General features: G+C 46.3%; 23 protein-coding genes. 11 read left to right on the forward strand and 12 right to left on the reverse strand.

What is annotated here, in order from left to right; all coding sequences use genetic code 11:
- Positions 1-386: 386 nt before the first annotated feature.
- Positions 387-665 carry a hypothetical protein gene (locus PGW94_RS02875; protein ID WP_271758454.1) on the reverse strand — a complete coding sequence of 93 codons (279 nt, stop codon included), beginning with the start codon at positions 663-665 and terminating at the stop codon, positions 387-389.
- A gap of 350 nt (positions 666-1,015) precedes the next feature.
- Here PGW94_RS02875 and hslV point away from each other — a divergent pair, with 350 nt between their 5' ends.
- Genes hslV through PGW94_RS02890 form a run of 3 tightly spaced genes read left to right on the forward strand, consistent with a single transcriptional unit; the run spans position 1,016 to position 3,762 of the window.
- Positions 1,016-1,585: an ATP-dependent protease subunit HslV gene (gene hslV, locus PGW94_RS02880; RefSeq protein WP_271758456.1), complete on the forward strand. Its 570-nt coding sequence runs from the start codon at positions 1,016-1,018 to the stop codon at positions 1,583-1,585.
- Between the two features lie 3 nt (positions 1,586-1,588).
- Positions 1,589-3,061: an ATP-dependent protease ATPase subunit HslU gene (gene hslU / locus PGW94_RS02885; protein WP_271758458.1), complete on the forward strand. Its 1,473-nt coding sequence runs from the start codon at positions 1,589-1,591 to the stop codon at positions 3,059-3,061.
- Between the two features lie 5 nt (positions 3,062-3,066).
- Positions 3,067-3,762 (forward strand): class I SAM-dependent methyltransferase, encoded by a 696-nt coding sequence (locus PGW94_RS02890; protein WP_271758460.1) that lies wholly within the window; start codon positions 3,067-3,069, stop codon positions 3,760-3,762.
- A gap of 230 nt (positions 3,763-3,992) precedes the next feature.
- Here the strand turns inward: PGW94_RS02890 and PGW94_RS02895 are convergent, their stop codons facing one another.
- Together PGW94_RS02895 and PGW94_RS02900 are read right to left on the reverse strand one after the other, a co-directional pair.
- Positions 3,993-5,519 (reverse strand): methionine--tRNA ligase, encoded by a 1,527-nt coding sequence (locus PGW94_RS02895; RefSeq protein WP_271758462.1) that lies wholly within the window; start codon positions 5,517-5,519, stop codon positions 3,993-3,995.
- Between the two features lie 64 nt (positions 5,520-5,583).
- Positions 5,584-5,799, reverse strand: a complete 216-nt coding sequence (locus PGW94_RS02900; protein ID WP_271758464.1) for a hypothetical protein — start codon at positions 5,797-5,799, stop codon at positions 5,584-5,586.
- A 161-nt stretch (positions 5,800-5,960) separates the two neighbouring features.
- Between PGW94_RS02900 and coxB the strand changes: the two genes are divergently transcribed.
- The 3 genes from coxB to cyoE all read left to right on the forward strand — a co-directional run bounded on the left by coxB (position 5,961) and on the right by cyoE (position 9,321).
- Complete coding sequence (coxB, locus tag PGW94_RS02905) at positions 5,961-6,746, forward strand: cytochrome c oxidase subunit II (protein ID WP_271758466.1); 786 nt, start codon at positions 5,961-5,963, stop codon at positions 6,744-6,746.
- A gap of 115 nt (positions 6,747-6,861) precedes the next feature.
- The gene (ctaD, locus tag PGW94_RS02910; RefSeq protein ID WP_271758468.1) at positions 6,862-8,418 is read left to right on the forward strand and encodes a cytochrome c oxidase subunit I; all 1,557 of its coding nucleotides are present in this window, start codon (positions 6,862-6,864) and stop codon (positions 8,416-8,418) included.
- Between the two features lie 21 nt (positions 8,419-8,439).
- The gene (gene cyoE / locus PGW94_RS02915; RefSeq protein WP_271758499.1) at positions 8,440-9,321 is read left to right on the forward strand and encodes a heme o synthase; all 882 of its coding nucleotides are present in this window, start codon (positions 8,440-8,442) and stop codon (positions 9,319-9,321) included.
- A 577-nt stretch (positions 9,322-9,898) separates the two neighbouring features.
- On the opposite strand, the gene PGW94_RS02920 is transcribed toward cyoE, so the two are convergent.
- Positions 9,899-10,663, reverse strand: coding sequence for an outer membrane protein assembly factor BamD (locus tag PGW94_RS02920; protein WP_271758470.1), 765 nt, complete (start codon positions 10,661-10,663; stop codon positions 9,899-9,901).
- A 195-nt stretch (positions 10,664-10,858) separates the two neighbouring features.
- Here PGW94_RS02920 and purD point away from each other — a divergent pair, with 195 nt between their 5' ends.
- Positions 10,859-12,121, forward strand: coding sequence for a phosphoribosylamine--glycine ligase (gene purD, locus PGW94_RS02925; protein ID WP_271758472.1), 1,263 nt, complete (start codon positions 10,859-10,861; stop codon positions 12,119-12,121).
- A gap of 185 nt (positions 12,122-12,306) precedes the next feature.
- Positions 12,307-12,684 carry a preprotein translocase subunit YajC gene (gene yajC / locus PGW94_RS02930; protein ID WP_271758501.1) on the forward strand — a complete coding sequence of 126 codons (378 nt, stop codon included), beginning with the start codon at positions 12,307-12,309 and terminating at the stop codon, positions 12,682-12,684.
- 619 nt (positions 12,685-13,303) lie between these two features.
- On the opposite strand, the gene dnaN is transcribed toward yajC, so the two are convergent.
- The 7 genes from dnaN to rplM all read right to left on the reverse strand — a co-directional run bounded on the left by dnaN (position 13,304) and on the right by rplM (position 19,200).
- A complete protein-coding gene (dnaN, locus tag PGW94_RS02935) occupies positions 13,304-14,431 on the reverse strand; it encodes a DNA polymerase III subunit beta (RefSeq protein ID WP_271758474.1) in 1,128 nt (375 codons plus the stop codon).
- A 101-nt stretch (positions 14,432-14,532) separates the two neighbouring features.
- A complete protein-coding gene (locus PGW94_RS02940) occupies positions 14,533-15,147 on the reverse strand; it encodes a ribonuclease D (protein ID WP_271758476.1) in 615 nt (204 codons plus the stop codon).
- A gap of 68 nt (positions 15,148-15,215) precedes the next feature.
- Positions 15,216-16,058 carry a response regulator transcription factor gene (locus PGW94_RS02945; RefSeq protein ID WP_271758483.1) on the reverse strand — a complete coding sequence of 281 codons (843 nt, stop codon included), beginning with the start codon at positions 16,056-16,058 and terminating at the stop codon, positions 15,216-15,218.
- Positions 16,059-16,358: 300 nt separating this feature from the next.
- Positions 16,359-16,997, reverse strand: a complete 639-nt coding sequence (locus PGW94_RS02950) for a LexA family transcriptional regulator (RefSeq protein WP_271758487.1) — start codon at positions 16,995-16,997, stop codon at positions 16,359-16,361.
- Positions 16,998-17,459: 462 nt separating this feature from the next.
- On the reverse strand, positions 17,460-17,990 hold the full coding sequence (ppa, locus tag PGW94_RS02955) for an inorganic diphosphatase (protein ID WP_271758503.1): 531 nt from the start codon (positions 17,988-17,990) through the stop codon (positions 17,460-17,462).
- 297 nt (positions 17,991-18,287) lie between these two features.
- The gene (rpsI, locus tag PGW94_RS02960; protein WP_271758489.1) at positions 18,288-18,737 is read right to left on the reverse strand and encodes a 30S ribosomal protein S9; all 450 of its coding nucleotides are present in this window, start codon (positions 18,735-18,737) and stop codon (positions 18,288-18,290) included.
- Positions 18,724-19,200 (reverse strand): 50S ribosomal protein L13, encoded by a 477-nt coding sequence (gene rplM, locus PGW94_RS02965; RefSeq protein WP_271758505.1) that lies wholly within the window; start codon positions 19,198-19,200, stop codon positions 18,724-18,726. Before rplM ends, rpsI begins: the two co-directional genes overlap by 14 nt.
- Before the next feature lie 253 nt (positions 19,201-19,453).
- On the opposite strand from rplM, the gene PGW94_RS02970 reads away from it, so the two are divergent.
- Positions 19,454-20,677 carry a TolC family protein gene (locus PGW94_RS02970; protein WP_271758491.1) on the forward strand — a complete coding sequence of 408 codons (1,224 nt, stop codon included), beginning with the start codon at positions 19,454-19,456 and terminating at the stop codon, positions 20,675-20,677.
- 739 nt (positions 20,678-21,416) lie between these two features.
- Here PGW94_RS02970 and PGW94_RS02975 read toward each other — a convergent pair.
- Entirely contained in the window at positions 21,417-22,451 is a 1,035-nt protein-coding gene (locus tag PGW94_RS02975; RefSeq protein WP_271758493.1) for an Mrp/NBP35 family ATP-binding protein, read from the reverse strand.
- 123 nt (positions 22,452-22,574) lie between these two features.
- Here PGW94_RS02975 and PGW94_RS02980 point away from each other — a divergent pair, with 123 nt between their 5' ends.
- Positions 22,575-23,534: a ribose-phosphate diphosphokinase gene (locus PGW94_RS02980; RefSeq protein ID WP_271758495.1), complete on the forward strand. Its 960-nt coding sequence runs from the start codon at positions 22,575-22,577 to the stop codon at positions 23,532-23,534.
- An 11-nt stretch (positions 23,535-23,545) separates the two neighbouring features.
- Positions 23,546-23,863 (forward strand): Asp-tRNA(Asn)/Glu-tRNA(Gln) amidotransferase subunit GatC, encoded by a 318-nt coding sequence (gene gatC, locus PGW94_RS02985; RefSeq protein WP_271758497.1) that lies wholly within the window; start codon positions 23,546-23,548, stop codon positions 23,861-23,863.
- Positions 23,864-24,054: the final 191 nt, after the last annotated feature.

The following is a 24,054-nucleotide window of genomic DNA, read 5'->3' on the forward strand; positions in this document are numbered from 1 at the left end:
CCAGCTCTTCCGCTATCTTTAGCAGCTCCCCTGTGCTTTTTTTCTTGAGTTCGCTAAGGTTCAGGATCCTCATCTCCTCACTGCCATTATCTGTAGCACCTCTCTTAACTACAGAATCTTCCCTCTCCATGACACCTTCTGACATACAAACTCTCTTCACCAAACTTACTAACAGTAAAATCAATCAACTACGTGAGGTTCCAACAACCCTGTTCAGCCGAGACGTTTGTGGAATATATAGGCCGGCTCTGTGCCCGAAGACCACACAACTCCATTCATTCCGAACACCTTTACTGAAGATACACGCCACAAAAATAATTCACGCGGGAGCAGCGCTACCACTATATACAACAACGCTGGCACTGCGCGCCACTGCAAGGAAAAACTCATCCCACAGGGGAAAGCACGCGGACGAAGTCCGAGTACGCGGAATCTATACCATAACTCCGCAATACACAAGTATATTTTTGTGACAAATTTTGCGAGCCCAACACCCGCAGGGCAAGGTACCAAGCGCTTATCGTACCACCCCCATCACCGGAGAAAGCACACACACCGCCCGCAGAGCCCCTACGCCCATCGCAAAACCGTATAAACCACACCGGATCTACGTCAAGATAGCAGATATTAACTCCAAATGCTAGTATTGTTTGTGAAATATGCACCTGTACACCAATAAAGTTGACGATAGTTGGGTGCTTTTATAGCACTATCGCACACAAATTTTGCCGTAATTTTACTACTATTTTCAGTGAATAAACGGTGCGCACAATGGCATTGTGTGTACGCCACGATATTTATTCAAATTTACATTGAAACTTTGTGATACTTTCGGCACACATGTTGGTTACTGGTGAGGGTCTCATTTGACACAAAAATCTACTGTCCCTAGTAGCGCCCTTGTACAACCAGTTTTTTAATGAAGTGCAATGCGGATAGGGCTATGATAGTCTGCCGTAGTAGGCAAGGAACGTAGTCCGCGTTTGAAGCACAGTGGTGGCTAAGGAGATGAAGCATGAATCACACGGAAAATACAAAGATGTATGGCACTACCATATTGTCCATACGGCGAGGCAATAGTGTCATCATAGCCGGGGACGGTCAGGTGACTTTGGGCTCTGCCATTATGAAGACTTCCGCAAGAAAGATTAAGCGGCTAGCAGGTGACTCCGTAATCACCGGTTTTGCGGGAGCGACCGCAGATGCTTTCACTTTGTTTGAAAGACTGGAAGGAAAGCTAGAAAAACATCCTGGGCAGCTTATGCGCGCTTGTGTAGAGTTAGCAAAAGACTGGCGACAAGATAAGTATCTGAGGAGGCTTGAGGCTATGATGATAGTGGCCGATAGGTCAGTATCGCTAGTGATCTCAGGTGGGGGCGACGTTTTGGAACCCGAAAATGGCATTGCAGCTATAGGGTCTGGCGGTAACTACGCCCTGGCTGCCGCAAGGGCTCTGTGCTCTTCTCAAGAAGAGTTTGCTCATGATATGACTTTGGAATATATAGTAGCAAAATCCTTGGCAATTGCTTCGGAAATATGCATCTACACTAACAACAATATTGTCATGGAAAAAATCGAGGGTTGATTTATGTCTTTTCGTGGGTTTGATATTCCTCTCTGCAATTCTGCAGTTGACGGCGGTGATTGTTCTTCTTCGGATACGTTTGAAGTCATTCCCTTGCCTTCAGACAATGCATCCTGCGCTGAAGATTCGTCAACCATCGTTGATGATGAATCTGAATCGGAAGTTCGAGATCTTTCACCTCGACAAATTACTAAAGAGCTTGACAGGTTTATAGTTGGGCAAGCCGAGGCTAAGCGTGCCGTGGCTAATGCGCTGCGTAGTAGGTGGCGCCGAAACCGCGTCCCACAGCCCCTCAGAGATGAGATTATACCGAAAAACATTTTGATGATTGGCCACACAGGTGTAGGTAAAACCGAGATAGCGCGACGTCTCGCTAAGCTTGCGCAGGCTCCATTTATTAAGGTTGAGGCCACAAAGTTTACTGAAATTGGCTATGTGGGTCGTGACGTGGATTCTATAATACGCGACCTGGTAGATAGGGCGGTAATTCTGGTAAAAGAGAAGCATAGAAAGATGGTAAAGAAGCAGGCGCAAGCGACTGCAGAGGATATTATACTGGATTGTCTTGTGGGAGCTGAAGCTTCTGAGGATACAAAAAACGCCTTTCGTTTACAACTACAGGCTGGCAAATTCGAAAATTCCGAGATTTCAATAAACGTTAAGGATACTAGAAAAAGCATGGCCTCTTCATTCGACGTACCTGGAATGCCTGGAGGACAGGTAGGCGTTATGAACATCAGCGAGATTGTCACGAAGGTTCTGGGCGGGGATAAGCGCTCTAAGACATTGAAAACAACGGTTAAGGAAGCACGGGAGATTCTGTTAGATGAGGAAATAGAAAAGCTCATAGATGAAGATAAAATGGTCCGAGAGGCTCTAAACATCGCAAGCAATGAGGGAATTGTTTTTCTGGATGAGATAGACAAAATTGCAGCACGAACAGAAGTGAGGGGTGAGGTAAACAGAGAAGGTGTACAACGTGACCTGTTGCCCCTACTGGAGGGAACAAGCGTAAGTACGAAGTATGGAACTGTAAACACTGACCATGTACTGTTTATAGCTTCTGGAGCATTCCATCTGGCAAAGCCATCTGACTTGCTGCCAGAGCTTCAGGGACGTTTACCTATAAGGGTAGAGTTGCAACCCCTTAGCAGGGATGACTTGGTGAGAATTCTTACTGAGCCAGAGTCCAACCTTCTCAGACAGTATCGTGCTCTTATGGAAACTGAGGGTATCACAGTTGAGTTCTCGGAGGACGGCATATTCGCTATCGCAGAAATTGCCTCAACCGTTAACCGGGAAGTGGAAAATATTGGAGCTCGACGGCTACATACTATCATGGAGAAACTCATGGAGGACATAAGTTATAATGCCTCTGAAAATAAGGGTAAAACTTTTGTAATCGATGGAAAGCATGTGCGAGAAAGGCTAGATGATATTTCTAAGCAGCTAGATCTGTCGAAGTTTATCTTATAGTGCGCATGGCTGCTCAAGATTTCGTAAACAGGGTTTTCTCTTCGGTTGCGGAGCGCTATGACATGATGAATGACATCATGAGCTTCGGCTTGCATAGGCTTTGGAAGAATGAGTTGTGTAAATTTGTTTCGAACGGCACTGGCTCGCTACTTGACGTTGCGGGTGGTACGGGTGATATAGCCATGCGTGTTCTGGAGAAACACAGAAACTTGAAGGTAACCGTGTGCGATATCAGCACAGATATGCTCTCAGTTGGCCGGAGGAAATCGATAGACTCTGGCTACATTGAAATAGACTGGGTCTGCGCTAGTGGAGAGCGTTTACCGTTTGCAGACAGTACTTTTGACTATTACACCATAGCTTTCGGTATACGAAATATACCGGACAGGAGCACAGCACTGCGGGAAGCGTATAGGGTTCTGAAGCCGTGTGGAAGATTTTTATGTCTTGAGTTTTCTCCACTGTCAAAAAAGGGTGCCTACAAGACCGCGTACGATGTTTACTCCTTGCATGTCATACCAAAAATTGGGAAGCTCGTAACAGGGGATGAAGAGGCGTACTTGTACCTCGCAGAAAGCATTAGAGCATTCCCTTCTCCGAAGGAGTTTGCGAACGAGGTAGAAAGCGCAAACTTTTTTTCCGTGACACATAAAAATGTCTGTGGCGGCGTTGCAACGCTTTATAGTGCCTGGAAAACATAAACGGCTTCCTTTGTAATTCCGCTACGGAAAACGTTTTGGCTTTTTCTTGTGCGCGTCATTGGTATTTCACTTGCGTACTGTTTATCTGCAACGTAGAGTCTCTTTTGCCTTCGTACTGCGGCAAAAATCTATTTTCTACGCCATCATTCCGGAAAGCTTCTTACAGGAAACAGTACTGTCAGGACTCACTGCAAGTCACTGGGTCAAACACACATTATCGTGAAACCTAATTACAAATCGTACTTAGGAAATATTGGCATGGGAGAAGGAAGCTTGCCGCCAGGTAATGACTCTGAAAAACATTCGAAATTCCGCTTCTCCTGCGGCACTGATAACTGAACAAGTATCTTATCCGCCGCTACAGGCATAACCGGCGCCAGCATTATACCGATGCATCTTATGTACTCCAACAGCTTTAACATGACTGCCTCCGCGAGTGCTCTGTCTTCCTTAAACAGCTTCCAAGGTGCTCTCTTAGCTATATACTCGTTGGCAATAGACGATATGCTCAGTACAAACTTCAGAGCATCATAGAGTTGATAGCTATCCATATGTCCCTTGTACCGACGGTAGATGCCCTCATAGTCTGGCAGAGATTCGGTACCCTGCATAAGTTTGGGGTTCACTGCAGGCACTTCACCTCCACATTCTTTATGCACCAGGGATATTGTCCTCATAACTAGATTGCCAAAATTGTTTGCGAGGTCACAATTAATGCGCTCTATGATTCCCTTGTTACTGAAGCTAGCATCGTTACCTATTGGAGTTTCACTCAGAAGAAAGTACCTCAAGTTCTCCAAACCATATTCGTCCATCACTTTGCATGGGTCTATGACATTCCCCAACGACTTGGAAATCTTTTGCCCTTCATTTAGCCACCACCCGTGAGCAACTATTTGCTTTGGTAGCGGCAATCCTGCTGCCATGAGCATCGCAGGCCAGTACACCGCATGAAACCTGAGTATGTCTTTACCCACGACATGTGTGCACCCACAGTTTTGCCAATAATTTACGTACTCTTCAGTATTCACATCTGGAAACCCAGTCAACGCCAAATAATACGAGAGGGCGTCAACCCAAACGTAGATTAGGTGCTCTCCGTCATCTGGCACATCTATACCCCAAGACATGTGCCTTTTCGACCGGGAAACTGATAAGTCTCTCAGCCCAGACTCTACGAAACTCACAACCTCGTTCAGTTTTCCATGTGGTACAACAAAACGAGGATTGTCTCTGTATAGTTTAAGTAATTCTTCTTGCCATTCAGATAACTTGAAGAAATAACCCGGCTCTTCCAACCAAGCCACCTCCGCACCCGTTGGCGCCTTACCATTCACCAAATCTTTTTCCTGGTAGAACGTTTCATCACGTACTGAGTAGAACCCGGAGTAATGACCACGATATATTTGCCCACGGCTACACAGCCTAGTCCACAACTCAACCACAGCACTGCGATGACGTTCTTCCGTGGTACGCATAAAGTCATTACAGCAAAAACCAGACTTCTGTACCAGTTCCCGAAACGTGGCGCTAACCTTATCAGCAAACTGCAACACGGGCATGCCATGTTTTCTCGCTGTCTCCTCTACCTTTTGCCCGTGCTCATCAGTACCTGTAACAAACTTTACATTAAAGCCGTCGAGGCCTTTGAATCTGGCCATCACGTCAGCTACAAGAGTGGTGTAGAAATGGCCTATATGTGGAGAGTCGTTTACATAGTACGCAGGAGTCGAAATGTAGAAATACTTACTTGGCATAACGCACCTGAGAAACTACCGCAGCGACCTAATAATGCGGCCGCATTGTACTTAAATTTCGCTATCATCGCAAGCTGTTACCCGTGGAATGTTGCGTAAATTTTACTGTGGCAACATCGTGGATCTTTGTCACCAAGGAATATTGCTGATGAATACCAAAAAACGCCAATCTCTTCCCTTCGCTATAGTGAGCCCTCAACTTTTTGTACGGCACACACACCGTTATAGTTAGGTGACACTCGTAGTGCAGACTTTTACGTCTGACACTGCTTACATACAAAACACAACACCGCATGCAAAAATAGTGCCTTTTATCCCAACCATACGGATAAAATCTACCACATCCAACCCAAGTATTGAAACAAAAAACCTTGCATTTCCGCACCTTGAATGTATCATGTCGGGACGGGTTTTTTGGCTTTACACTAGGGCTTTTTCCTTATGCTTCACGCGTTTTTTGTGGGCGTTACGCTTCTATTTGGTTTTCTGTCTTTTCACGACGCTGGGGCTGCTGCTCCGCAACCATGGCAGATGGGGTTTCAAGAGCCTGTAACAGAAATTATGGAGGCAATACAGAAGTCCCATAATTTTGTTATGGTCGTCATGTCAGCAGTAGTGATTGTGGTCTTCATTCTGCTGGCTTATGTACTCATCAAGTTCCGTAGAAGGGGCGATGAGCCCGTAGAGTTCAATAAAAGACACTCACACAACGTGCTTCTTGAGATTCTATGGACCATAGTACCACTGCTTATTGTGGGTTTCTTGACCTTCAGTAACGTAAAACTAATCAAGTTCGAACAGAAGCTTCCCGAAGCAGATTTGGTTGTTAAGGCTATAGGGTACCAGTGGTACTGGTCTTACGTGTACCCGGAAGATGGCATAAACTTCGACAGCTACATGAAGCCGGACTCTGAGATAGCTGGTGACGAGCTCCGTCTTCTAGAGGTAGATAACCGAGTGGTAGTCCCCGTTGGAAAAACAATTTTGTTACAGTCAACCAGTGGAGATGTTATACATAGTTGGGCTGTGCCCGCCTTGGGGATAAAGATTGACGCTGTACCTGGTAGGCTAAATGAGGTGTGGTTCTCAGTGAAAAAGCCCGGGGTCTATTATGGGCAGTGTTCCGAACTTTGCGGCAGGCTGCATGGGTTCATGCCAATCGTAATAGAGGCTGTGACACAGGAACAGTATGATAAGTGGCTTGCAAGTAAGAAGGCTGGGGAGTGATCGGATTTGCCTCTCTGTGGTGGTGCGCAGATTTTTGAGTAGGTCTCTGTGCGTGTTGAGCAAGAGGAGATTGAAGCGCTGTGTCTAATTCTTTCCAGGTGTTTTGGAGATAGTTATGGATGAAGAGCATATACTAACAGGTCTGAAGCGGTGGTTGTTTTCAACCAACCACAAAGACATAGGTTCAATGTACATAATTTTTTCTATAGTAGGGGGAATTGTAGGCGGGCTCATGTCTTTGGTTCTGCGTGCGCAACTGGCTCACATAGATATCCTAAGCGGTAATTATCAGCTCTATAACGTTATGGTTACTGGCCATGCGCTCATCATGGTGTTTTTCATGATCATGCCAGCGCTCACAGGAGGATTCGGCAACTGGTTTGTGCCTCTACTGATTGGTGCCCCTGATATGGCATTTCCTCGGCTAAATAACCTAAGTTTTTGGATGCTGGTTGCATCTTTAGCGCTGCTTGCCTGCTCTGTATTGATAGGTGATGGCCCAGGCACAGGATGGACTTTGTACCCTCCTCTTTCATACATAGGTTCGCACCCTGATGCTTCTGTAGACATGGCAATATTGGCTTTACATGTTGCTGGTATATCTTCGATAGTTGGGTCAATAAACTTCATTGTCACAATACTGAATATGCGCGCACATGGAATGACGTTGATGAAAATGCCATTATTCGTGTGGACCATACTGTTGACCTCTTTCATGTTAATAGTGTCGTTACCGGTGCTGGCGGGCGCTATCACTATGCTTTTGACAGATCGCAACTTTGGCACAAGTTTCTTTAACCCTGCAGGCGGTGGTGACCCCATTTTGTTCCAGCACTTGTTCTGGTTTTTCGGTCACCCAGAGGTTTATGTTATTATCTTCCCAGCTTTTGGAATAGTGAGCCAGATTGTGTCGACATTTTCGCACAAGGCTGTGTTTGGCTATTTGGGCATGGTCTTTGCGTTGGTAGGTATAGCCACCGTGGGGCTTGTGGTATGGGCGCATCACATGTTTACCACTGGTATTAGCGCGGAGTTGGTGACCTATTACAGCGTTACCACTATGCTTATCGGGGTCCTCACGGGCGTAAAGGTATTCAGTTGGATCGCGACAATGTGGGGAGGTACGATAGAGTTTAAGACTCCTATGTTGTTTGCAATAGGGTTCATATTCGTTTTCACGGTGGGTGGTTTGACGGGCATTATAGTTTCTCACGGTGGAATAGATAGAGTTCTCCATGATACGTATTATGTTGTGGCACACTTTCATTACGTGATGTCAATTGCGGCATTATTCGCAGCTTACGCTGGGTTCTACTACTGGATAAGCAAAATATCTGGAAGGCAATACCCCGAAACAATGGGTAAGATTCATTTCTGGTTCACGTTCATCTCCACGAATATAACCTTCTTCCCGCAGCACTTTTTGGGACTCGCTGGTATGCCTAGGAGGATCCCTGACTATCCAGATGCGTTCATACCGTGGAATTACATATCGTCGGCAGGCGCACTGCTTTCTTTCATCTCTGTAATATTTTTCATAGGGATCGTTATTTACACGTTGAGAAGAGGTGAGAAAGCTCCTGCAAACCCCTGGGGCGGCGATACACTGGAGTGGACAGTGCCCTCTCCGGCTCCATTCCATACTTTTGAGGAAATACCTCGTGTGGACTAAGGTAGCAGTGTGACAGTTTCTATTGTTGGCCGCAGTGCGCGCTATACGCTATCATCAGCAAAGGATTACTGGATACTGCTGAAGCCCAGAATAATGTACTTGGTGGTATTCACATCTACAACGGGGATGATTGTTGCGCCAGGCTCGATACATCCCCTTATAGGACTTGTTGCGGCAATTTGTGTAGCACTGGGCGCGGGGGCGTCAGGAGCCTTGAATATGTGGTATGATAGCGATATTGACGCTCTGATGAGCCGCACAAAATTGCGGCCGATACCCGCGGGGAAGATAATGCGGGTGAATGCACTAGAATGCGGTCTAGCGCTATCTATTCTTTCAGTACTGCTCATGGCTATCGCCGTTAATTATCTATCTGCAATTTTGCTGGCGGGCAGTATTTTCTTTTACGTCGTGATATACACCATAATATTGAAGAGACGTACGCCACAGAATATCGTAATTGGAGGCATAGCTGGCGCGTTACCTCCGGTAATAGGATGGGCCTCAGTGACCGGATCAATTGCTGTAGAGAGTCTGCTTCTCTTTCTAATAATATTCTTGTGGACACCTCCGCATTTCTGGGCTCTTTCCTTGCTTAACAGGGATGATTACCGGCTAGCCGGTGTTCCCATGCTCTCGGTCTGCGACTTGGAATCTACAAAAAAGCACATGTTATTCTACAGCATTGCCCTGTTTGTTGCTTCTCTTCTTCCAGGCCTTTACATGCATGAGAAAGCGCTGTATTGGATAATTGCTGCAAGTCTTGGGATTGCCTTTATAACTCGCTCTCTAACAGTTTACCGAGAACTTGGCGAACCATCTCATGAGCCATGTATGGGGATGTTTAGTTTTTCAATTTACTACCTATTCTTGATTTTCTCTGCTATCACTTTGTGCTACTGAGCGTAGCCATGCGCTCTTCTCGGAAGTGCTGCAAACAATTCTTTATGCCGGACGCTTACACATTTGTACCCCAGCTCCTTGTTTCACTTTGTGTCCTAAGGTACTTGACAAACTATAAGGAAAAAAATTTTGTATTACGGTTTACGGAAAGTATTCACACAATCAGTATTCTGCCTTGTGTACATACATGCGTATCCTGCGTGAAGAAAATTAATACGAGTCAAAGCGTTTTCGTGCTGTGTAGTACTGTTACTATTCGGTCTAATCACATACAAACTGGCATGTAAGGGGAATGTACTACACAAGTACATACTGTTCCGTTATCTCCCCACTATCTTGTTTATACCTACCGTGCCAATGTTATTGTCACCCGTCGGTAATCACATCGGCGTCATTAGGAATCAACAAGATCTTCGAGTACATAGTCACCGATATTTTTTACTATTTTCACGAGTTTCACACAGCTTGCACATCCCACAAAACGCCGAGCAGCCCACGTGACGAGTTCACCTAGATGAGCTAGCAAAAACCAACGTTTATGATGGGCGTCATTGGAGCATCATCGCGCTTTGCGCCACTACGATTCCTGCACAACCGGATGTCTTCCCCCACCCACTACCGGATGTCGGCCGCCACCCATTGCGTTATCTGCATATTCTCGCACGATCCCGACATGTCCTTGATCTGAATCATGCACCTCGCCTATAGCCTCGTACGCTTCAGCCATACGGACCCGGCTTTCGGTTGCATACACAGAGTCCGGATATTCTGCAAGCAGATATGCGAATCTCTTTATTGCAGCGATATATTCACCACGCTTTAGATAGTACCTACCGATGAGGAGCTCCTTCGCCGCGAGGTGCTTACGAACGTCCTGCTGCCGCTTCACCACAGATTCTATATACTTGGAGTCCGGAAACATCTTCACAAACTCGGAAGTCTGCTCCAAGACTTCATTGGCCTCCGTCTGGTCAAGCCCCAGGTCTGGAATTAGCATGTACTTCGATGCCAACCTTATGTAGTAGGCATAGTCCACAACGTCGCTGTTGGGGTAGACACCAATGTAGCTATCAGCAAGTGCCGCCGCTTCTCTATAATTACCAAGCTCATAGTTGGCTTCTGCTGCCATCAAACTGCCGTCAATAGCTATCTGTGAGAACGGATATAAGGCCTCTATCTTCTCAAGAACTGCTATAGTGTCCTTGTATTTCTTATTGGAAAATAACCCGCGGGCCTTCTCGTACAGCACATGCACGTCCTCACCCTGCTCGTTTGCATATCCCATACCCGGCAGCATAACTGCACATACCACAAGGATAAACAGCACACTACGAAAACCCATGCGCAACCCCATACCATCCCGCTACTAGAACCCACACGGCACGTGTTGATTTAACCACGTCGGTAACAAAATCGCAAGTTTTTAATTCTTTAGTCTCATTGTGCGCGGCATTCTAAACTCGTTGACAAGCTTGGCATTTGTGGTAGCGTACGCTTGTGCTGTAACTTTTGATATAGTCTCTGGTAGGGAGGCAGAATGAATGTTCTTGTTATAGGCTCTGGTGGAAGGGAACACGCTTTGCTGAGCTGTTTGAGTCGCTCACCTATGCTCGGTCGTCTGTTTGTCGCCCCTGGGCGTGAAGCTATGGCTGACTTGGCCACGCTAGTAGATGTTGACATTGACAACTTTGTCGAGGTTGTGCAGCTTTGCAAGCGCGAAAAGATTGATCTTGTTGTTGTTGGCCCAGAGTTGCCACTTATCAGCGGACTATCTGATGCGCTGACCGATGAGGGCATTTTTGTTTTCGGTCCTTCTAAGGCCGCGTCACGGCTTGAAGCTTCGAAAGGTTTCACAAAGGAGCTTTGCGCGAGATACCACATACCAACTGCTAAGTATGGTTACTTTATGGATGTGGGCTCCGCTAGACAGTACGCAAAACGTAATAAGTTGCCTTTGGTAGTCAAGGCTGATGGGCCCGCGCAGGGGAAAGGTGTGGTTGTGTGTCGCACCTTGGAAGAGGTGTATACAGCATTAGACGACATGCTGGTCCATGGTAAGTTTGGCCCTGCTGGCGAGGCGGTTATAATCGAGGAGTTTCTGGAGGGAAAAGAAGTAAGCTTCTTGACCTTGATTGATGGGACCAATCCTGTCATCCTGGGCGCTGTGCAGGACTACAAAGCTCTGGGTGACGGTAACAAGGGTCCGAACACCGGTGGTATGGGTTCCTACTCTTCTCCCGGTTTAATGACGCCGGAGATGGAGCATTTGATTGTCCAAAAGATCGTGTACCCCACGATAAAGGCTATGTACAACATGGGCATCCGCTACAGGGGGCTCTTGTTCGCTGGGATAATGATTAAGAAAAATGAGCCACATTTGCTTGAGTACAATGTGCGCTTTGGTGATCCAGAAACTCAGGCTATACTGCCTCGTCTAGATTCGGATCTTTTGAAGCTCATGTCGTTAACGGCTAAGGGTAGGCTTGGTAGCGAGGTTGTAGAGCTGAATAGAAAGTCGTCTGTGTGTGTAGTGGTCGCTAGTAAAGGTTACCCAGGAGACTATACTACTGGCTCGGTCATAAATGGCCTAGGTGAGGTTGCAAAGTGTCCTAATGTGCAGGTGCTGCATGCCGGAACAAAGCGTGTTGGAAACGAGTGGGTTTCCGATGGTGGCCGTGTTCTGAATATTGTGGCCACGGCAGATGATCTTGCCGCAGCAAAGCATCAAGCCTATGCTGCACTGGACTTACTAGACTGGCCCGGAGGGTTTTACCGGTATGATATCGGTGCTTGCGAGTAGTTAAGTTACTCATGCCAAGTGTCCCCCTTGTGAGAGTTACATGGTTGGGTGCTCGGTACAGGTTAGCTTGTCTGCTATGCGTTTAAGGGGAGGTATCAGTGGTGGGCTATATGCCACACGAGCACTTTGCTTGACAGTATGCCCAGGCTTTGGTAGAGTTCGTGCGTTGATTTGTGGTGGGTTCGATGCTTTCATTCTCTGATGCCTTTGCTTCTGCTGCGCAGACTGGAAATGCTGCCGGTATTGGCGCGTCTGTGGCCGGGTTTATCCCATTAGTACTGATCTTCTGTGTTTTTTACTTTTTGGTTATACGGCCTCAGCAGCGTAAACTGAAGGAACATAATAAGCTGCTAGAAAGCTTGAAAAAGGGCGATAAGGTGGTCGCAGCAGGCGGGATCTTCGGCTCTGTGACTAAAATTGACTCATCCAATGGTCACCTTAACATAGAAATTGCTAACGGCGTTGAAATCAAGGTCTTGCGTTCTTCGGTCTCCGAAGTCTTGAACAAAGACGGTATCGCTGGAAACAGTAAGCCTGTTGCTGCCGCTACCGCCAAGGCATAGTACCACTTATAAACGCTGCACGTGCGGTGACGGTTTTTACCCTGGAAGCTTCTTGTGTTGTTCATACGCTACAGCCTTTTGGTAATTTCCCTTTAGTGGCGCTCTTTGGGTTGTCGAAAAGAGTGTATTTTGGAATCTCACGGCAGTTCGTGGTCTTTGTCGCTGCGTAAAAAAACATGGTGGTTGGGATGTGAGACGCAGTGTCGCAGCATAGCGCTCTGCACATTGTCTCAAATAGCTTTTCTACCTTGCTTCTATCCCGTGCGTAATGCAATTTTTTCGGCTTGGACTGCGGATTTGAGGCTAACAAACAATTCGATAATAATGATGTACGTGCCTATTCCTACATAGACTGAACGAGCCACCAGCTTTTGCAACGCAAATTGCACAGCCATCACAGACGCAGCGATTGAAATTACATACGTCAAACACGCTGAAGGATATCGAACACGGGCCTCAGTGATTGAGTACACCGCATGGCGTAGGTTCATACAGAATCAACTAAATGATAAAAATAAGTAGCTACACCCGTGCATTAGGACGCATATTTATAACGAGATTCACAACCTCTGCACGTTAAAACCAATAATACTCATGCGTTTAATGCAGACAACTAAAGTCATATTCTCATCGGCATTATTACGTGCACACCATGCTCACCATCTTGTATGAGAACGGCAGCACTTGCCTCGCTAAAAACTAATTCACACATACCTTTGATACTTCCAAGCACTTCCATAAGGTACCGCGCATTAAGACCTATTGAAACGTCTTCACCTTCGTATTCTATCGCCAACTCCTCACTTGCATCACCTTGGTCAGTGGATGCCGAACTCAAAACCAACCGTCCCGGCGAAAATGACAACTTTATTGCCTTTACCTTATCGAAAACCACGACTGAAACGCGATCCACTGCACTCTGCAATATCCCCGCATCCATCACAACACTCTTATCGCGCTCAGTTTGTATAATAGACGCATAGTCAGGAAACGTCCCATCAAGCACTTTAGAGACCATAAAGTACCCTCTGTACCTGAAGCATATCTTTCTGCTGGATAAACCAACTGTAACAATCTGCGGAGTCTCCCCGCCACCATGGCTAATGATCTTCAGAACTTCGCTAACTGTCTTCCGTGGAATTATGACGCCAACCTCTGCCTGAATTCCTTCCGGCTTATCAATCTTCGCAAGAGATAATCTATGACCATCTGTAGCGACGCAGTACAATGTGTCCTTGTCGATGTGCATATAAACGCCACGCAAATTGTACCTACTTTCCTCCACGGACATAGAGAACTTGGTCTTGTTCAAAAGCTCAGCCAGGCTAGCAGCAGATATCTCGAAGCCATAGTCCAGAGCGCTCCCGTCGATAGCAGGAAACTTTTCAGGTGCCATAGTATGCAAAAAGAACCGGGCGTTACCACACTCAACCAACAGCTTACCAGATTCAATCCTGAACCTGACATCGGTATCACCAGAAAGCTTTCGAACAATATCGTACAACAGCTGCGCCGACGCAACCGCTATCCCGTCTGAAACAACATTGGCCTGCACACACGCTTCTATGGATATATCAAGATCCGTAGACGCAAGCTCCACCATAGCGCCTCTTGCAACTATCTTCACGCAAGACAGAACGGCAATGCTATTACGCCTTTCTATAACGCTACTTACGTAGTTCAGTGCTTGTAAAAGATCGTCCCGTCCTATACTGAACTCAAGCCCGCTATCTACCTTACAGCCCATACGCACCCAAGCAACTCGACAGAGTTGGCGATTCTAGGCACAATCCACCGTAATGTCAATACGACTACCACTGCTACCGGAACCTTTTACAAGGACTTGGCTTAAGTCTGATGACTGAATATGTCTACGCCATCCCAGCCTAGCAAATCCAATTCCGCACGCACAGGAATAAACCGAAAACATGCTTCGGCCAAATCCTGCTTCTCTTCCCGCTCAAGCATCATATCTAGTTTTTTCTTTATATCGTGCAGGTATATAACATCAGCAGCCGCATAACTAAGCTGTTCTGAAGTCAAGACTTCTCTACCCCAATCTGATGACTGCTGAGCCTTGTTAATCTTGACCCCAAGCAGTTCGTAACACAAATCCTTAAGGCCATGGTGATTGGTATACGTACGCACCAACCTAGAAGCCACCTTCGTGCAATAGCATGGCGCAGCCCACATCCCAAACCCATGACGGATTGCAGCAACATCAAACCTTGCAAAGTGAAAAATCTTCAGAACTCGCGAGTCAGAAATAATCTTGCGCAAGTTAGGGGCGTTATAATCCCCATCAAATTTTACTAAGTGCGCGTTCCCATCGCCCGACGACAACTGAACCAAACAAACCCTGTCGCGCCGGCACACCAAACCCATGGTCTCCGTATCCACAGCAACCATGTCACCCAGATCAACATCACTTGGCAGATCGCCGCTATGAACGTACACAGCCATGAGATACCCTACCTTACTAATAGGGCATAACTCTAGCACACAACGTAAAAAAAACAACCTGCAAAAAACTAAGCCTCTTCTGCGTAATCCCTATTCTGTTCCCCGCATCTACTATCAGCCGACCATTCATAGCTAGTTTTCTGCGATGACCCATCACCGGTTTCCGCAGTAGTCTTCTGTGCATGTTTATCATATGGCTCTGTCGAATCGTCGCCATCGTCGCTGGCATGCTCTTTCAACACATAGCCCCTGCCCCAAACAGTCTCAATGTAGTTTTTTCCGTTATTCGCCACTTTGAGCTTTTTACGCAACTTACACATGAACACGTCGATAATTTTGTCATCAGACGGCTCATCAAGCTCTCTATACAGATGAGACAAAAACATCTCCTTAGTTAGCACTGTGCCCAGACGCGAAGACAATAGCTCTATCATGCCATATTCTTTCTTGGTGAGGTGGATTATCGAGCCATTACACTCTACACACTTATGATCGAGGTTAATGGAGATATTTCCCACACGCACTATCGACTCAGGATGCCCTCTGGTCCGCCTTACTATAGCCTTAATTCTTGCAAGTAACTCGCTCTTGTGGAACGGCTTGGTAATATAATCATCCGCGCCGTAATACAGCCCCTTCACCTTATGAGCTACAGAAGATATACACGACAAAATAAGAACAGGAACCTTAATACCAGACTCCCTAAGCTTCACCAATATGTCGTAGCCGTCTATCTTCCCAGGAAAGTGAATGTCAAGTATCACCACGTCATAGTCATCATTCTTGGGAACTATGCTGCCGTAGCAGTCCTGCGCCGACGCCATGGTTTCACAGAAATGCCCCTCAGAAGACAGCGAAGCCTCAACCGCCTTGGCACAAGCAACATCGTCCTCTATCAACAGTATGCGCATACCCACACCTCAAAAACCCAACAAAACCCCAGGCACCCAACAAGCTCCACAAGTGACATCTAACTCTGGCTATACAAAACTAACACGTATACCATCATGCTGATCAAGCATGATCTTACGAAATGTATAACATATTTCTTATATGTTGCACATACAACACAGCGAACCCAACATCCTACCCGCAAGTGTGCCCATTATACGCCTGGCAACTAGTGCCTCCAACTGCCCAAGTAAAGCATACCCAGCGCTTGTCACGTGCATTAACACTTTGTTAAGATATCACAAAACCATACATACCTTCTACCGTAGAGCCCTTGCGTACCAAATAATGCGTCCAAGAATCTCAATATCTTCCACAGCACATTCGTACGATGAATACTTTTTGTTATCACACACGACGTGCAGCACTATCTTGCTACTATCCCTCATGTACTCCAGTCTACGGATCAATATTCCAATAGAATCCCTTATCGCAAACACACCTGCAGGGTGAGCTACCTTGTCTGACATATCTACCAGAACGACGTCCTGACCCAAAAGCGTGGGAGACATACTATCACCTTTAACGTCATAGAAACGCAAATTTTCGACACCAAACGGCAACTTTGCATTTGTGGGCACATAAAATCTATCGTGCCTGGCTATACCATCTTCCTCTTCAGATTCCTCTAGATAAGATATAGGCGTTATCCCACCCGCAGCAACTTCACACATACCATCATCACTGCCCACGAGGTACGCAAGTGGCACTTGCAACACTTCAGCAATTGCCATCAGCTTTTTTGATGTAGGATTGCTCGACTTTCCGCTCAGAATATCGTACACAAACGACTTTCCAACTGAAGCCTTTTCCGCAAGCTCACGAGCGTTTATTCCGATCTTGTCCATTTGAGATCTTATTCTGGCCACTATGCTACTGCGACTACTGTGTTTCTCCATAAATTCGCCTTACAGTTAATATTAGTACAGCTTGTACAATTTTCACTACATAAACTCAAGCATTAATGTCCTAGTAGTGAGACTATAATTATGATCGCGCAATAGCAGGTTAATAAATTTACTGGTATAGCATATAAAAAATCTCCTGGTTACTACAAACAAGTGGTGATGATAGTATTAATTTCGGATGTATAATACAGATATATGCGGAGCTTCTGTACCTAGAGACCTTTTATAACATCATCGACGCGATCCAATATGCTGGTCGCAACACGTCACACAACAATTTACAGAGTAAGATTAACTGTGCACAGTCGCAGGATACAGCGCCGCTTAAACAGAAACACCACGTAAACAAAATTTGCTTTTAATAACAACGACTACTCCAACTGCTACATACACAACAAGTGCAACTTGCATGTTGTGTATGCGGTCTCAAGTAATAAAAATCAGATCAATTATTCACTCGACCCCGGCTGTTAGTATCGCTGCGCGTATCACATCCTTGGCAAAGTTCGCATCTTTCCACTCGCCCACAGAAACAAATTTCTCCTTTTCTAGCTTCTTGTAGAAAGAAAAAAAGTGCGCTATGGAATCCAAAAACAACTTTGGCATATCCGAATAGTTCACAACGCCCTCGTAGTAACCGTCCACAGCCTTTGATGGCACCGCAAGCACTTTAACATCTTCCCCCTTTTCATCATGCATCATTAACACGCCTATGGGGCGCGAGCGCACAACAGCCCCAGACATCACAGGGAATCTAGTCACCACTAAAACATCAACCGGATCACCGTCACCAGCCATAGTGCACGGAATAAACCCGTAGTTGCACGGATAGTACATCGCAGTAGGCAAAAACCTGTCCACGGTCATAACGCCTTTCTTTTTATCGAACTCATATTTTACTGGATGGGAATCCTGACTAACTTCGACTACAACATTCACCTCATCAGGAGCACTTTCCCCACTTCCTACAGTCTCCAAGTCCATGTACAACTCCTCAACCATACAATGCCACTCAAGAGCAAAAACAGCCCTATAAAACAAGCCACTCTACCGCGAGACGATGTTCCCCACAGGGGATCCCGCAACACCGCGGGTAGCTCAAAACAACACGCACAAAACCAACAGAAACTTACGTGGGCAACTCCCATGCGCAGCTGGCTACAAACCGCACCCGGAACCCTGATAGAAGCCACTTCTATCAGCAAAGCACACGCACATCTCCGGCCTCATTGCTACAACAGACCTTACGAACCAGCATCGAACATCAAGCTGGATACGCTACTATCTCTTAGAAAACTGACACTTCTTACGCGCCTTGTGCTGCCCGTACTTTTTACGTTCAACTACACGGGAATCTCTTGTCAGAAGACCCGTTTGACGCAACACAGTGTGAAGCGCAGGATTGATATCCTTAAGCGCCTTACTTATACCATGAGCTACAGCTCCAGCTTGGCCCGACTTACCACCACCGAAAACAACGACCCTCGCATCATAACACCCAGCCACAGAGGCAACATGGAAAGGATTATGCACACGCCTACACAATGCTTCTCTGCGGAAATACTCCGCACAATCAACCCCATTAACCCTAACAACACCATTGCCCACTTTAAGCCACACCTTAGCCACGGCGTTCTTCCGGGCACCGGTACCGTACGAGCGACCAAACTTATCTACTTTAGGCTTGGCAGGCTTACCAGAACTAGCCGCAACACTATCACCTTCTACCATCCCTTCCTCTACCATTCTTATTATTCATAGCACCAAAATCCAGAGTGACTGGCTTCTGCGCATCATGACCGTGATGGGGACCGGAGTACACCTTGAGATTCCTGAACCGCCTTCTTGCAAGAGGCCCATCACCCAACATTCTCCAAACCGCCAACTTGAGTATCCTCTCCGCGTATCCCGCACGCACAAAATCTTCCGGAGAACAGCTTTTCAACCCCCCAGGGTACCCTGTGTGCCTGTAGTAAACCTTGTCTTTCATCTTGCTGCGCGTAAACTTAACCAACCCCGCGTTTACCACAACAACATAGTCTCCACAGTCCATGTGCGGAGTAAACTCCGGCTTGTGCTTACCACGCAACACCTTGGCTATGAACGCTGCAAGCCTACCTACTACCATATCACGGGCGTCAATCAGAACCCATCGCTTGTCTATTCCACTAGCCTTTAGAGAAAAAGTCCTCATGCCTGATAACCCACAAAAAACCGAACTCGCGCTAGCGGACTCTACTATCTTATCCATAACTTGTCAATCCAAACTAGACTGAAACTACCCATAAAAAGGCTCCAATACCCATGCTTCACAGCAAAATAATAGAATAGGTTGTGTTGCGCTTTTGGCATTATAATGCGTGGAGTGCAAGTGATTAAAACCTTGCATGGTCTTAGATTTTAGATACCATTAGACATTAGAAAACACAGTTTATTGGTGGTCGCGTATGCGCAAGGCGTTATTAATTTTTTCACTTATTCTGATGAAGGTTTCATCAGCGGCACACGGTACATCTCTTGACGAAGCGCTAAACAAAACACTTGCTAACAACATGGCGATTAAGGCCAGTTTGTGTAAGAGTCTAGCTAGCAAGCGCGAAATCGTGAATTCAGCGGTATCTGGGATCCTACCCCAGGTCGTTTATGAACTAAAAATGCATCAGCAGGGTCCTGCTGCTAAGGCGCACACGTCCGCCATAACACTGACTCAGCCAATGTTCAACGGAGCAGCCATGTTTAACGTTGATAGGGCAAAATTTCTACACACCGCACAGGATATTTCCTTCGCACTGGAAAAACAAAGAACTCTGCTAAGCGCAATAAAAACCTACATGAATGCCTTGACTGCATATGAAGTAGACAGACTAAATGAGCATAATGTCAAGGTAATGCAAGAGCATCTTCTGTCGGCGGAAAAACGCTTCGCCGTTGGTGAGATTACCAAAACTGAACTTGCAAAAGCTAAAGCGAAACTTGCCCAAGCCAAATCTGAAGCAATGAGCGCTCGGGGAAGATTGAGAGCTGTAGAGGCTAACTATGCACACATTGTGGGTGAGCAACCTGTGGAGTTGGTATATCCAAAACGTAGGCTACAGATCCCAGGATCCCTGGAAGAAGCACTGGAGATCGCAAAGAACAATAACTTGTCTCTCAAGCTTTCACAAAACATGTACCAAGCATCAAAGCGCGAAGTTGCCGCTGCTGTAGCTAAAAAAGTGCTACCTACGCTGCATTTGTCGGCTACAGAGTCATTCCCTGGTAATGACATAGGTAAAGCAACACACAGGCTAGATGTGCAACTGCGTTTGCCTATTTTTGATCACGGAGTAGGATTTATAGACATAGACAGAACACACAAGACACGACAACAACACTTGTATTCCATGCACGAGATCTCAAGGGAGATTGAAGAATCCGTCGTAGACGCTTGGGAAGAGCTAGTAACTGCAAAGTTCGTGCTCCAATCCGCTCGTGAATCCGTAAAGTACACTGAGGTGGCTCTGGAAGCTATAACTCAAGAAGCACACTTAAATTTGAAGACCACTCTAGATGTCTTGGATATAGAGCAAGAATTACTAAAGGCAAAAGTGCGTCTAATCAACTCCCAAAGCAATTTGGTAGTGAGCCAGTACACTCTGCTTGCTCTACTTGGGCAATTCACTATTAGTTGACCTTGTTCTCTAAAACTTGGGTGTGCGTACGGTAAGGTGGCGCGCACCCAGATAAATTCCGTTCCATTGCATTTCCCGTCTATATCGCAAAATGTGATGCATAGCGTGGCACGGATATCCGTTGCTATTAGATATTTCACAACTAAATAACACGATGTAGGTATGACTTGGTGGAGAATTACCACACAAAATTACCGCGTGGACTTACCTACAAGAGTAAGAAACTTCTCTCCTCCATCTGTGCTATAGTTGATTGTTAGCAAGCTGACTGATGCCGGGGTAAGAAAATAATAATATAGGGCCCCTGTGGTTGCAACTCTAACAGCTTTGCAAATAAAAACGAAAACAAGCTATATCTGCGAATCATAGACAAAGGTTCCGCTGCAAAACAGCACACGATCTTACCTCAACTGTGCTCAAAGCCGCAAGCGGCACATCTCATCGTCTATATACCTACCAGTAGATCCCGTTTATCGGTACTTCGTGCCTCCTGAATAACTACAGCACGAGGATTTTCCACACAACTATATCAGAAAAAAGCACCATACATGCCGTGCATAACAGTAACTATCACACACAATGCAGACTAGGATATCGTTACTCTTAACGCAAGAAGCCGAGCCATGCTGGTACTTGCTCTTTGCTACACATTCGTGGTTTCCCAGCGCACATCACATGTAAAAACCCGCAACCAGTAGTTAGAAGTTCACGAGCCCCTATAAATACACAGTGACTGGAGTTATGTTGACGCATTTCTTATGCTATCTAACATGTTGCTCGTAATTTTCTCATACGCTCTCTGCAATTCTCCATCAGCAGCGTTAAAACTGTCTGCAAATGAGGATACAGACATCTTCGGATAGATGCCTACTTCACCGAGCAGAGTCGATCCCGTACGTCTAGCTATTTCTAGCCCCCCACCTTCACCAAAAATCGAGGTCTTGATACCGGTTGCTCTATCCAGAAAGTAACTCATATTTTCAACAACGCCCAAGAGCCCCACACCCAGGCTATGAAGCATGTCACAAGTTTTCATCGCTTGGGTCATAGATAAATCATGGGGAGTGAGCACGACGACCGCTCCCGTAAGTTTGTACCCATGCGTAATGCTAATGTGAACGTCACCCGTACCTGGAGGAGTATCTATAATCATGTAGTCGCTTGTGCCCCACTTTGTCCCGGTAATAAGCTTGTTTATAGCCTTTGCTAGCATAGGGCCACGCCAAACTACTGCTTTTTCATTGTCTTCCACAATATTGCCCATGGATATGCTTTTAACCCCATAAGCTTCAACAGGTATGATCATACCAACATCATCGACTGCAGCCATGCTCTTGGTGCCCAGCAACTGCGGTATTGAAGGGCCATAGATGTCTGCGTCAACAAGCGATACCGCATATCCTTTGTTTGCTAGTGTAAGGGCAATAAATGTCGCAACAGTGGATTTGCCCACGCCCCCCTTACCTGAAGCTACAAGTACAACGTTATTAACACCCTGTATATCGGCCTTTGGAGCGGGTTTTGGCACTCTCACTATAGACGTCACAAGAGTTACGCTGACAACACCGGGAATTTTACTCTTAATGATCGACTCACAGCGCCTTTTAAACTCCCTTTCCCACGGTGCACCCAATCGCTCTGGAACTTGAAGTATAATACCGACATCACCCTTGTTAACTGTTACAGACAGCTTCCCAATATCTGAGATTTTAGCTCCTGTATCCGGGTCCACCATGCCTTGCAGCACGCTGAGAACTTCCTGTTCCGTAACCATGTAGTTCACCGCATTTAATTGGTAGGAAGACACAGTTTATGGTAGCACAGTTACTGGAAAACATGTTTACTTTTGTTATGCTCGCAATTATCATGCACTCGTTAGTTGGCATATTGGTGGAGTATGGTTGTTATAGTACCTGGGAGTGCCTCGTCAACTCTTGCCGCAAGTCTGTCGAGTGCGGTCAACGCTCCGTTAGTGGCGCCTACTACATCAAGGTTCGCTGATGGGGAGATTAATCTGGAATTCCCATGTAGTGCCATAGCATCAGATACTCACGTTGTTATTCTGCAGTCGCTGTGTACGCCTGCGAACGACAATTTAATGGAGCTACTGCTACTGGTCGATGCAGTGCGCAGAGCCAGGGTACCTGGTCGTATTACCGCTGTAGTACCGTACCTTTGCTATTCCAGACAAGATAGGGTTATGCGTCGTAGCGATGCACATGGCTCTTACGTGTCAGCGCTGAGTGCAAAGGTGATCGCTAACATGATAAGCAGGTCCGGCATAGATCACATCGTCACAGTAGACTTACACTCCAGTCAGGCAACTGGGTTTTTCGATATCCCTTTCACTAGCATTTCATCACATGATGTATTTATTGATTACCTTAGTGGAAGCCACTTGCTAGAGAGGCTTGTGGTTGTAGCACCTGACTATGGTGCCCTGGGGCGGGTGCGGTCTTTCGTCAAGGCATTGTCAGCAAAGTACAATGTAAACTCGATTCAGGTCGCAGTTATAGACAAATACCGAGAGGGGCCTGGTGTGTCAGAAGTTATGCATGTTGTCGGCAATGTAAAGGACAGGCACTGCTTCATTCTTGATGACATAGTAGACTCAGGGGGTACGTTGTGCAATGCTGCAGCAGCATTAAAGACACGTGGCGCTGTAAGCGTACACGGGTTTATTACGCATGGGGTTTTGTCTGGACGGGCTCTGGAAACCGTTGAAACTTCGGAGCTTGATTCTTTAGTCGTGACTGACACCATTGCCTGCCATAGCGAGATTACGTCATCCGAGAAAGTACGAGTATTGACAATAGCTGGACTGTTAGGTAACTACTTGGGCTCACATCTGGGTTAGAGGGCAGCGCGGTGGAGAAAGGGAGTATAGCATCTAATACGGGAGTAAGTGCGAGTGAGATGAAACGAATCGCTAGGCTGGTTCGACTAAAGATTACTGAAGAAGAGGCTGAGCTTTACCGTGCGCAACTTGCAGACGTTATCTCGTGGTTCGGGATGTTGGCCGAAGTAAACACAGCTGGAGTTACCCCCGCCACAAATGGCGGAACTCCTCGCGCATTGCCGCTGCGCGACGATATGGTCGAAGTAGAAGACATCAGGGATCAAGTGTTGTCAAACGCTCCAGAAGCAGACATGGGGTTCTTCATAGTTAAAAAGGTCATAGAGTAGAACTACACCGCTGCTCGCAGTTCAAAACAGAATTGACTCTTCGCGTCGCAGAGTTTCTGTACGTGGTTGCCGTATCCTCACACACCGCGCTGTGTATATACCAAAAAGACAAAATTGTGTCAGACCTAATATTGCGTAAGAATCGCTTTCGCTCAGGCTCTTAAGGCGAGTGATGCCGAAATTGACAAGAA

It is taken from the genome of Candidatus Anaplasma sp. TIGMIC (assembly GCF_028204095.1).
GTDB lineage: Bacteria > Pseudomonadota > Alphaproteobacteria > Rickettsiales > Anaplasmataceae > Anaplasma.

What these genes read in the sequence shown, in the direction of transcription:
- hslV (WP_271758456.1), top strand. Translation starts at nt 1,016, where the DNA reads ATGAATCACACGGAAAATACAAAGATGTATGGCACTACCATATTGTCC.
- hslU (WP_271758458.1), top strand. Translation starts at nt 1,589, where the DNA reads ATGTCTTTTCGTGGGTTTGATATTCCTCTCTGCAATTCTGCAGTTGAC.
- PGW94_RS02890 (WP_271758460.1), top strand. Translation starts at nt 3,067, where the DNA reads ATGGCTGCTCAAGATTTCGTAAACAGGGTTTTCTCTTCGGTTGCGGAG.
- PGW94_RS02895 (WP_271758462.1), bottom strand. Translation starts at nt 5,519, where the DNA reads ATGCCAAGTAAGTATTTCTACATTTCGACTCCTGCGTACTATGTAAAC.
- coxB (WP_271758466.1), top strand. Translation starts at nt 5,961, where the DNA reads ATGCTTCACGCGTTTTTTGTGGGCGTTACGCTTCTATTTGGTTTTCTG.
- ctaD (WP_271758468.1), top strand. Translation starts at nt 6,862, where the DNA reads ATGGATGAAGAGCATATACTAACAGGTCTGAAGCGGTGGTTGTTTTCA.
- PGW94_RS02920 (WP_271758470.1), bottom strand. Translation starts at nt 10,663, where the DNA reads ATGGGTTTTCGTAGTGTGCTGTTTATCCTTGTGGTATGTGCAGTTATG.
- purD (WP_271758472.1), top strand. Translation starts at nt 10,859, where the DNA reads ATGAATGTTCTTGTTATAGGCTCTGGTGGAAGGGAACACGCTTTGCTG.
- yajC (WP_271758501.1), top strand. Translation starts at nt 12,307, where the DNA reads ATGCTTTCATTCTCTGATGCCTTTGCTTCTGCTGCGCAGACTGGAAAT.
- dnaN (WP_271758474.1), bottom strand. Translation starts at nt 14,431, where the DNA reads ATGGGCTGTAAGGTAGATAGCGGGCTTGAGTTCAGTATAGGACGGGAC.
- PGW94_RS02940 (WP_271758476.1), bottom strand. Translation starts at nt 15,147, where the DNA reads ATGGCTGTGTACGTTCATAGCGGCGATCTGCCAAGTGATGTTGATCTG.
- PGW94_RS02945 (WP_271758483.1), bottom strand. Translation starts at nt 16,058, where the DNA reads ATGCGCATACTGTTGATAGAGGACGATGTTGCTTGTGCCAAGGCGGTT.
- PGW94_RS02950 (WP_271758487.1), bottom strand. Translation starts at nt 16,997, where the DNA reads ATGGAGAAACACAGTAGTCGCAGTAGCATAGTGGCCAGAATAAGATCT.
- ppa (WP_271758503.1), bottom strand. Translation starts at nt 17,990, where the DNA reads ATGGACTTGGAGACTGTAGGAAGTGGGGAAAGTGCTCCTGATGAGGTG.
- rpsI (WP_271758489.1), bottom strand. Translation starts at nt 18,737, where the DNA reads ATGGTAGAAGGTGATAGTGTTGCGGCTAGTTCTGGTAAGCCTGCCAAG.
- rplM (WP_271758505.1), bottom strand. Translation starts at nt 19,200, where the DNA reads ATGAGGACTTTTTCTCTAAAGGCTAGTGGAATAGACAAGCGATGGGTT.
- PGW94_RS02970 (WP_271758491.1), top strand. Translation starts at nt 19,454, where the DNA reads ATGCGCAAGGCGTTATTAATTTTTTCACTTATTCTGATGAAGGTTTCA.
- PGW94_RS02975 (WP_271758493.1), bottom strand. Translation starts at nt 22,451, where the DNA reads ATGGTTACGGAACAGGAAGTTCTCAGCGTGCTGCAAGGCATGGTGGAC.
- PGW94_RS02980 (WP_271758495.1), top strand. Translation starts at nt 22,575, where the DNA reads ATGGTTGTTATAGTACCTGGGAGTGCCTCGTCAACTCTTGCCGCAAGT.